5 protein-coding genes are annotated in these 9,427 nt (G+C 68.7%); 3 read left to right on the top strand and 2 right to left on the bottom strand.

The window, feature by feature from the left end; translation table 11 throughout:
* Positions 1–146 precede the first annotated feature (146 nt).
* Positions 147–3,674: an ATP-binding protein gene (locus tag ABGA94_RS08780; RefSeq protein ID WP_375367036.1), complete on the bottom strand. Its 3,528-nt coding sequence runs from the start codon at positions 3,672–3,674 to the stop codon at positions 147–149.
* A 96-nt stretch (positions 3,675–3,770) separates the two neighbouring features.
* Complete coding sequence (locus ABGA94_RS08775; protein WP_065178206.1) at positions 3,771–7,316, bottom strand: ATP-binding protein; 3,546 nt, start codon at positions 7,314–7,316, stop codon at positions 3,771–3,773.
* A gap of 164 nt (positions 7,317–7,480) precedes the next feature.
* Here ABGA94_RS08775 and ABGA94_RS08770 point away from each other — a divergent pair, with 164 nt between their 5' ends.
* From ABGA94_RS08770 to ABGA94_RS08760, 3 genes are read left to right on the top strand one after another with little or no spacing between them, the layout of a single operon-like run.
* Positions 7,481–8,113 (top strand): YceI family protein, encoded by a 633-nt coding sequence (locus tag ABGA94_RS08770; RefSeq protein WP_053499626.1) that lies wholly within the window; start codon positions 7,481–7,483, stop codon positions 8,111–8,113.
* 10 nt (positions 8,114–8,123) lie between these two features.
* The gene (locus ABGA94_RS08765) at positions 8,124–8,696 is read left to right on the top strand and encodes a cytochrome b (RefSeq protein ID WP_065185435.1); all 573 of its coding nucleotides are present in this window, start codon (positions 8,124–8,126) and stop codon (positions 8,694–8,696) included.
* A gap of 3 nt (positions 8,697–8,699) precedes the next feature.
* Entirely contained in the window at positions 8,700–9,272 is a 573-nt protein-coding gene (locus ABGA94_RS08760; RefSeq protein ID WP_005418389.1) for a YceI family protein, read from the top strand.
* The last annotated feature ends 155 nt before the right edge of the window (positions 9,273–9,427 follow it).

Genomic DNA, 9,427 nt, shown 5'->3' with positions numbered 1-9,427 from the left:
GTGTCCGCGGCATGGATGCCGCGGCCAAGCCCCCAGGGACGGGTTTACGGCGTCTCCCGCAACCGGACCCACCCCGCCATCCCACGGAATGCAGGCTTTTGACGTTGATCCGGCGGGTGCAGGGCCGCAGGCCCTGCCGCCGCACCCTACCGCCCCATGACCCTGGCGATCGCTTCCACCAACAGCTCACCAGTCACCGGCTTGCGCAGGAAGCCGCCAATGCCGGCTGCTTCCACCTGCTGCTGCAGGTCCGGATCGGTCCGCGCCGTCACCGCCAGCAGCGGCAGCATGTAGCCCTGGTTGCGCAGGTGCTGGGCCAGCTCGAAACCACTCAGGCCCGGCAGGTCCAGATCCAGCAGGCCGACGTCGAAATCGCCGGCACTGATCTCGCGCAGCGCCGCCAGCGCATGGCCGGCATGCACCACCTCGTGGCCGCGTGCGCTCAACAGGCCACGCACCACGTCGGCCACGGTGGCATCATCCTCGACCAGCAGCACTCGCAGCGGCGGCATGTTCGCCGCTTCGTCGCGTTGTCCCTCGGCCGATGCCTCGGCATCGCTGTTCACCACCAGCGGCAACGGCAAGGTCACACCGAAACAGGTGCCCCGGCCCAGCTGGCTCTCCACCTGGATCCGCCCCTGCATCGCATGCGCCAGCTCGCGGCAGATCGCCAGGCCGAGGCCACTGCCACCGTACTGCGCGGCGGTACGTGCACCATCGGCCTGCTCGAAGCGGCGGAACAGGCGCTGCTGTTGTTCCTGGCTGATGCCCGGGCCGGTATCGCGCACCTCGAAGTGCAGCGCACGCAGCTCGCCATCGCAACGTGCATGCAGGGTGATAGTGCCGCGGCTGGTGAATTTCACTGCGTTCGACAGCAGATTGAGCAGGATCTGCCGCACGCGCATGGCATCACCGGTCGCCTGCAGGCCCGCAGGCAGCTGGTTGTCGAGGACGAAGCGCAGGCCCTTCTGTGCAGCCAGCGGGCCCATCAGCGCCGCCAGATCCTGCAACAGGCCATTCAACGCAAACGACTGCGACTGCAGTTCCAGGCGCCCGGACTCGATCCGCGCCAGGTCCAGCGCATCGTTGACCAGGTGCAGCAGGTGCTCGCCAGCATGCCGGATCGACTGCGTGTAGCCACGCTGCTGCGGGTCCAGTGGCGAGGCAAGCAGCAGCTCGCTCATGCCCAGCACGCCGGTCATCGGCGTGCGGATCTCATGGCCAAGGTTGGCCAGGAAGCGGGTCTTGGCCGCCGACGCCTGCTCGGCCAGTTCCTGCTTGTGCAGCGCCAGCTGGTAGGCGTGCCGCCGCTGCAGGCGGCGTCGGTACAGCCAGGCAAACCAGCTGGTCAGCAGCAACCCGACCGACGCCAGCACCAGCAGGCCGGACAGGCTGCGCCACCACGGCGGCTGCACGCGGAATTCCAGGCTCTGCACCCGCGACCACACGTGGTCGGCCGACCGGGCCTGTACTTCCAGCCGGTAGCTGCCCGGCGCCAGGCGCGAGAACAGGCGCTCGCCGGCCGGGCCGACTTCGACCCAATCGGGGTCGTAGCCGGCCAAGCGGTAGCGGTACGTATTGGACGCCGAGTCGGCGAAGGACAGCAATCGCGCGACGATGCGCAGGTCGCGGTCGCCATCGGCGATCTGCAACGGCGCATCGTGGGTCATGTCCAGCACCTGCTCGTTGCGGCGCACTTCCACCCGCTCGATCACCAGCGGGGCGCGACGGACCGAAGGCCGTACCTGCTCGGGGTCGAACACCACCGCGCCCGCTGCCGTTCCGGCCACCAGGTGGCCATCGGCCGCTGCGATCAAGGTGTGCTCGCGGAATTCCTGGCTTGGCAGGCCGTCGTGCACGCCGTACAGGCGCACGCTCTGCCCATCGGCACTGACACGTACCAGGCCGCGTGCGCTGGTCGCCCAGGCCACGCCCTGCGCATCCACCACCAGGCCGGAGGCGGAGATCGCCGGATAGCCCTGTTCGGCACCGACCACCGCCTGCCGTTCCAGGCGTCCCTGGCTCCAGCGGTAACGGGACAGGCGACCATCCTCGGACAACCAGACCTGGCCGTCACGGCCCACATGCAACGCATGGATCGCCGTTGCCGGCGCACCCGGCACCGGCTGGAAGCGCTCGCTTTCCGGCAGCCACTGCAGCAGGCCACGGCTGCTGGCCAGCCAGATGTGGTCCTGCGGACCGCATTCCACATCGAGGTTGAGCTGGCCCTGCTGCAGGCCGCGCTGGCCATTGTCCAGCTGGCGCCGCACGTGGCCGTCGAGGTCGCGCTGCTGCACGCCTGCGGGCAGCATCAACCAGAGGCTGTCGCCGTCGCAGGTCATCATCGCTTCGACCACCCCTTCCATCGCCGCATCTGCACCGGCATCACGGCCCCAACGACGCAGTTCGCGCCGTTGCGGGTCGTAGCGCACCAGCGCATCGGTCGATCCAATCCAGACCTGGCCACGCCGGTCCTCACGCACCGAGGTCAACCAGTGCATGCCGTTGACCCAGGTGCGATGCTGCTCGATCCTGCCGGTCTTCGGATCGAAGCGGTCCAGCGCGCCATGGCTGCCCACCGTCCAGACGCCGCCGTTGCTGGAGGGGCTGGTACCCAGCACGAGCGCATTGCGCAGCGAGCTGGGGTCGTCCTCCAGGCGCGACAGCACCGAGAACTGCCACCAGCGTGGCAGCAGGTGCCACAGCCCGGCATTGGTGCTGGCCAACCAGATGCCACCTTCGCGGTCCTCGTAGGCACCGGTCCAGTTCGGCCGTACCGGACCGCGCGCGATCGCGCTGTACAGCGGCACGGTCTGGTACTGGCCATCGACCGCACGCCCCAGCCCGGTGCGTGTATCCAGCCAGTGCCCGCCCTGCTCGTCGCGCAGCATCATGCCCAGCACCTGCTCGCCCGGCGGCAGCTTCCACGGGGGGGCTTCGAAGCGGCCATCCGGGCGGCGCACGGTGGCGCCGGCCATCGTGCTGATCCACAGGCTGCCATCCGGTTCGGCGGTCAGTCCGTTGATCAGAAGGCTGGGGATGATGTCGGTACCGACACGCTCGAAGTCGGTCCCGGTCCAGCGCGCCACGCCATGCTTGGTGCCGATCCACAGGCTGCCATCGGCCAGCGTGGCCAGGTAGGGCACCGACGACGAAGGCAGGCTGCGCGGATTGTTCGGCTCGGGCAGGAAGCGCTGCAGGCGATCCTGGCTGTCCAGGCGGTACAGGCCGCCTTCGTGGGTACCGAACCAGATCGAGCCATCAGGCGTGCTGGCCAGGCTCCAGACCGTGTTGGTACCCATCAACGGCTGGCTGCTGCGGTCGTAGAAGTGCAACTGGCGGCGGTCGGCCGACATGCGCACCAGGCCGGCGTTCTCGGTGCCTATCCACAACTGGTTGCGGGCATCGACCAGCACCGTCCAGATGCGGTTGTCACGCAGTCCATCCTCGGAACGCCACACGCGGTAGGTGCGGCCGTCATAGCGGGCCAGGCCATCGTTGGTGGCGATCCACAGGTAACCGTAGCGATCCTCGGCCATGCGGTTGACGGTATTGGACGGCAGGCCATCGAACACCGTCACCTGCCGCGGGCTCGGAGGCACCGGCTGTGCCGCAGCGGGCAACGCGCAGCACAGGAGGACCAGCAGCAGCATCGCCGCCCGCAGATACACCACCGATTGCCTCCTCACGCTGGTCCTGATGATTCCCGCGCTGCGGGCGTCGGCATGGTAAACCGAAAGTCGCGCCGTTCACGCCCGGCGTCGGCGTCGTCACGCAGTCGCCTGTCGTTTCGCACGCGCCTGGGCGATGGCCGTCACCAGCAGGTCGCCGGTCACCGGCTTGCGCAGGAAGCCATCGAAGCCTGCGGCCAGCACCTGGGTTTCGGCATAGGCATCGGAACGGGCGGTCACCGCCACCAGCGGCAGTTCATAGCCCATGGTGCGCAGCTGGCGGGCGATGGCCGTACCGTCCAGCGCGGGCAGATCGAGATCGAGCAGGCCGACGTCGAAACCATCGGTGGCGATCTCCGACAGCGCGCCCAGGCCATGCAGCACGTGGACCACTTCATGCCCGCGCACGCGCAGCAGGCCGGCGATGACCTCGGCCACCGTGGCATCGTCCTCGACCAGCAGGATGCGCAGCGGCGGCAGTTCCGGCAGGGCCGCCACGTCGCCCGCTTCGCTGGCGGCCTGGCGCGTCCAGGGCAGGGGCAGGCGCACGCGGAACCGCGCGCCCTTGCCAGGCTGGCTGTCCACTTCGATGCGCCCCCCCATCGCCACCGCCAGTTCCTGGCAGATCGCCAGCCCCAGACCACTGCCGCCGTAGCGCGACGCGGTACGCGGGCCGTCGGCCTGTTCGAAACGATGGAACAGGCGCTGCTGCTGCTCGGCGTTGATGCCCGGGCCGCTGTCATGGACTTCGAAACACAGGCCGCCCTTTTCTTCCAGGCGTACGGCCAGGCCGACGTGGCCGCGCTCGGTGAATTTGATCGCGTTGCCGAGCAGATTCAGCAGGATCTGGCGCACGCGCATCTCGTCGCCACTGACACTGATCGGCCCGGGCGGGTCTTCGCCGCGCTGGAACACCAGCTGGCGTTGCTGCGCCATCGGCTGCATCAGGCCCTGCACCTGGTCCAGCAGCTCCCCCAGATCGAACGGGCGCAGGTCCAGCTCCAGCCGCCCGGCTTCGATCCGGGCCAGGTCCAGGGCATCATTGACCAGCCGCAGCAGATGGCTGCCGGCCTGCTGGATGGACCCGGCGTAGCCGCGCTGCACCGGATCCAGCGGAGTCGCCAGCAGCAGTTCGCTCATGCCCAGCACGCCGGTCATCGGCGTGCGGACTTCGTGGCCCAGCGTAGCCAGGAAACGGCTCTTGGCCTGCGAGGCCTGCTCGGCCAACTGCTGCTTGTGCACCGTCAGCTGCCATTGCTGGCGGCGGCGCAGCCGCGCGCGGATCGACCAGACCAGAACCACCAGCAGCAACGACCCCAGCAGGATGTAGCCGAATATCGCCATGCCGCTGCGCCACCACGGCGGCAGCACCTTCACCTGCAACTGCTGCGAAGGTGTCCACGCGCCCCGGGCAGTCGCGGCCTGCACCTCGATGACATAGCGGCCGGTCGGCAGCCGCGACAGGGTGCGCTGGCCATCGCCCCCCTGCTCCACCCAGTCCTGGTCGTAACCCTGCACGCGGAAGCGATACCGGTTGCCCTGCGGGCTGGCATAGGAAAGCAGCCGCGCATCGATCTGCAGATCGCGGTCGTCCGGTCCCAGCAGCAGGGTGCCGGTGAGCGGCAGCGGTTGCCAGCCGCGTGCGTCGTCGCGCCGCACCCGCACTTCGGCGATCACCAGCGATGAAGGCGGCAGCACGGTGTCGTCGGCATTCACATCAAAGGCGACCAGGCCGGTCTGGGTAACCGCCAACACGCGGCCATCGGCGTTCACCGCAGGTGGCCGACCGGTGAACTCGGCATCGGACAGGCCATCGCGTTCGTTGAACTGTTGCAGGCGCCGCGTCTTCGGGTCCCACCGCAGCAGGCCGCGCGGCGTCGTGGCCCACAGCTGGCCATTGTCGGCCAGCGCCAGCCCCCCCATGGTCACCGGCGGCACGCCCGCACTGCCGTCGATGCGCTGGATCAGGCGCAGGCTCATGCCATCCCACTGGTAGCGCTCGAAGGCGCCTTGGCGCGCCAGCCACAACTGCTGCGGATCGATCCATGCCAGATCGTAGATCGGGCCGCGCGAAACGCCGGGCACTGGCTCGAAGCGTCCGGCCTGCTCACGCCAGATGCCCATGTCGCCCATCACCCAGGGCCGGCCGTGGGCGTCGAAGCGGATCTGCTCGATCGGCGCATCGGCCGTCCCGCGGAAATGTTCCAGCGGATGACTGTGCAGCAGCCGGCCCTCTGCATCGCGCTGCTGCAGGTCCAGGCCCATCACCGACACCCACACCGTGCCATCAGGGGCCTGCCGCATCAGGTCGATGCGCTGGCGCAGGTCGGCACTGCCATCGATCCGCAGATCACGCAATGCGCCGGTGGCCGGATCGTAGACGCTGATGCGGCCGCCGCGTCCCAGCCACAGGCGACCATCCGGGCGCGGCAGCACCGACCACACCACGCCGTTGCCGAGCTGCCGGTCGCTGGCCAGCAGGCGCAGGGTGCCCTGCGCATCGAGCTGGTACACCCCTCGCGCCGAGCCGACGTAGTAGTTCTTCCCGTCGCTGGCCGCGCTCAACAGGTACTGGCTGTCCAGCGGCTTGCCGTCGAGCTGGTTCCAGATCGAGAAGCGCCGCCAGTCCGGTGGCAGATAGGCCAGGCCCTGGGTCAGCAACGCCACCCACAGTCCGCCCTCGTGGTCCTGCAGCAGGTCAAGCACGCCGCTGTGCGCGGTCAGGAAGCCGCTGCCGCGGTCCCCCTCCAGCCGGCGCAACGCCGCCGCATCCCCTCGCAACAGGCCATCGGAGGTACCCGCCCAGTAGCCCCCCTGGCGATCGGCCAGGACCAGGGCCGACCGCAGCTGGGCACTGTCGGCCCATCGCGGGCGACTGACCCGGTCCTGCCCATCGATGCGGTAGAGGCCATCGTTCTGGCTGCCTACCCAGATCGAACCGTCTGCATCACGGCTCAACCGGAGCACGCTCAGCCTCCCCAGTTCCCGCGCGGCCACCGGCTCGAAGCCGCTGCCGTTCCAACGCGCCACACCGGCTTCGGTGCCGACCCACAGGCGGCCCCGCGCGTCGACCAGGCTGGTGAAGATGCTGTTGCTGGGCAGGCCACCCGGGCGCGCGGGATCATGGGTGTAGAGGCGCACACTGCCGTCTTCGCCGAAACGGCAGACGCCATGGTTGTTGGTCCCGATCCACAAGGCGTCGTCGACATAGGCCAGTGCCCAGAACTGCCCCTGGCAGGTGGAATTGACCGTATCGAAGGTCTGGAAGCGCTCGCGGTCGGCATCCAGGCGTGCCACGCCCTTGCCATTGATGCCCACCCAGACCCGGTCCAGCGGGTCGATCAGCAGGGTCTCGATCTCGTTGCCAGGCAACGAGCCCGGCTGTTCCGGGTCGTGCTCCCAGACCCGCAGGCTGTTGCCGTCATAGCGGGCGAGTCCACCATCGGTGGCGGCCCAGACGTGGCCCTGGCGATCCTCGGCCAGCGCCACCACCATGCGAGACGGCAAGCCTTCGGCGGCACCGAAGCGGCGCAGGCGTGGTGTTTCTGCCATGTCCAGGGTCGCAGCCGCCGTGGCCATCGCCACCAGCAGCAGCAGTCCCATACCTGCGATGCCACGGCACCACAGGCGCCAACCGCTCGTCATCCTGAACCCCCTGTCCTGCGCCGATTGTCACACAGGGCCGGGGTCATGGCTGCAACAGCCTGTTTCCAGCGGCGGCACCACCACGAACTGTTGCACCCATGCACGCAACGTTGGCAGGGGGCTGTGCGTATGATCGCAGCGTCCCCTTCCGGAGCCCGCCATCGATGCGTCCCTGCCTGGCCCTGTTGCCGATGCTGCTCGCCACCGCCCCTGCCTGGGCGGCCGCTGACACCTATCGCCTCGATCCGGTGCACACGCGGGTGCTGTTCTCGATCGACCACGCAGGCTACTCGCAGGCCATGGGCACGGTATCGGGCAGCGAGGGGCGCGTGCGGTTCGATCCCGACAACTGGCGCGACGCCACCGTGGAAGTGGATATTCCGGTGTCGCGGCTGGACCTTGGTGATGCCAAGTGGAACCAGGCCACCTTGGCCCGCAGCCTGCTCGACGGCGAGCGCTTCCCGACCGCGCGGTTCGTCTCCACCAAGGTCGAACCGATCGATGCCAGGCGCGCCCACGTGATCGGCACGCTGACCCTGCGCGGGGTCAGCCAGGAAATCACGCTGGATGTGACCCTCAACGCCATCAAGCGCTATCCGCTTCCCCCGTTCCGACGCACCGCCGGTTTTTCCGGCAGCACCACGCTGAGCCGGCGCGCGTTCGGCATCACCGCCTGGCCGGGCGTCATCGGTGATGCAGTACAGCTGAGGATCGAGGCGGAAGCCACCCTCGACCGCAGCGACGCCCCGGGAACTCCCGCTCCCCTTCCACACTCCGACCCCAAGACGGCCCGCTAGAGGACCCCTCATGACCGCCAAGAACACCCCCGCCGCCTGGGGGAGTGTCAGCCAGATCCTGCACTGGTTGATCGCACTGCTGATCCTCGCCCTGGGCGTGGTCGGCCTGACCATGGACGAACTGCCCAAGACGCCCAAGTACTTCTGGGTCTACACCGCGCACAAGTCGATCGGCATCACCGTGCTGGCGCTGGTGCTGTTCCGCCTGGGCTGGCGCCTGTACGCCGGGGCACCGAAGCCGGTGCCGGGCGTGCCCAGCTGGCAGGAGCGCATCGCCAGCGCCACCCACGTGCTGCTGTATGTGCTGATGTTCGCCATCCCGCTGTCGGGCTGGCTGTACGATTCGGCCAGTGGCCTGCGCCCGTTCCGTTGGTTCGGCCTGGTCGACGTGCCCAAGCTGAGCGGCCCCGACCCGCAGGTCGTCGCGGTGTCCCATGCCCTCCACGAATACGGCTTCTGGCTGTTGATCGCGGTGGTGCTGGCCCATGCCGGCGCTGCCTTCTACCACCACCTGTTCCAGCGCGATGCAACGCTGTCCCGCATGTTGCCGCGTGGCTGGCTCGCCTCCCCTCAGAAGGACTGACCGATGAACCTGAAACTGACCACTCCGGCCGCCGTGGCCGCCGCCCTGGCCGGCATGCTGGCCACCGCTCCGGCACTCGCTGCCGATTACGCGCAGGCTCCCGGCGCCGGTTCGATCCTGGTGTTCGCCACCAAGTACGACGGCGAAGTGTTCACCGGCAGCTTCCCTGGCTTCGCGACCAAGCTCAGCTTCGACCCGGCCAACCCGGCTGCCGGTTCGCTGGATGTGGTGATTCCGCTGGCAGGCGCCAAGAGCGGCAACAGCGATCGTGACTCGACCCTGCAGGGCGCCGACTTCTTCAACGTCGGCAAGTTCGCCACCGCGCGCTACACCGCCAAGGGCTTCCGCGCCATGGGCAATGACCAGTTCGCCGCCGATGGCACCCTGGAGCTTCGTGGTGTCAGCAAGCCGGTCACGCTGACCTTCACCTGGAAGCCGGGCACCCAGCCGGTGCTGACCGGCAAGGCCACGGTCAAGCGCCTGGACTTCGGCGTCGGCGGCGGTGACTGGGCCGACACCAAGACCATCCCGGACGAAACCGCGATCAGCACGATCGTGAAGTTCGACGCGAAATAAACCGCATCTGGTAGTGCCGGCCGCTGGCCGGCCTCCTCCTGATGGCTCGCGTGCAAGGGCTGCCGGCCAGCGGCGGGTACCGCCCAGCACCTAAACGTACGTCCCAGCATGGTTTTTTCCGGCTGCCCCGCAGCTGGGAAGGGGGTGCACGGGCG

The sequence above is a fragment of the Stenotrophomonas sp. 3diitr2024 genome (genome assembly GCF_042136455.1).
In the GTDB taxonomy this organism is placed as follows: domain Bacteria; phylum Pseudomonadota; class Gammaproteobacteria; order Xanthomonadales; family Xanthomonadaceae; genus Stenotrophomonas; species Stenotrophomonas sepilia.
The sequence above is the reverse complement of the archived record's forward strand: the minus strand, read 5'-3'. Positions and strand labels throughout refer to the sequence as shown.

Excerpts from the sequence above, each read along its gene's own strand:
- ABGA94_RS08760 (WP_005418389.1), top strand. The coding sequence starts at position 8,700 with ATGAACCTGAAACTGACCACTCCGGCCGCCGTGGCCGCCGCCCTGGCC.
- ABGA94_RS08770 (WP_053499626.1), top strand. The coding sequence starts at position 7,481 with ATGCGTCCCTGCCTGGCCCTGTTGCCGATGCTGCTCGCCACCGCCCCT.
- ABGA94_RS08775 (WP_065178206.1), bottom strand. The coding sequence starts at position 7,316 with ATGACGAGCGGTTGGCGCCTGTGGTGCCGTGGCATCGCAGGTATGGGA.
- ABGA94_RS08765 (WP_065185435.1), top strand. The coding sequence starts at position 8,124 with ATGACCGCCAAGAACACCCCCGCCGCCTGGGGGAGTGTCAGCCAGATC.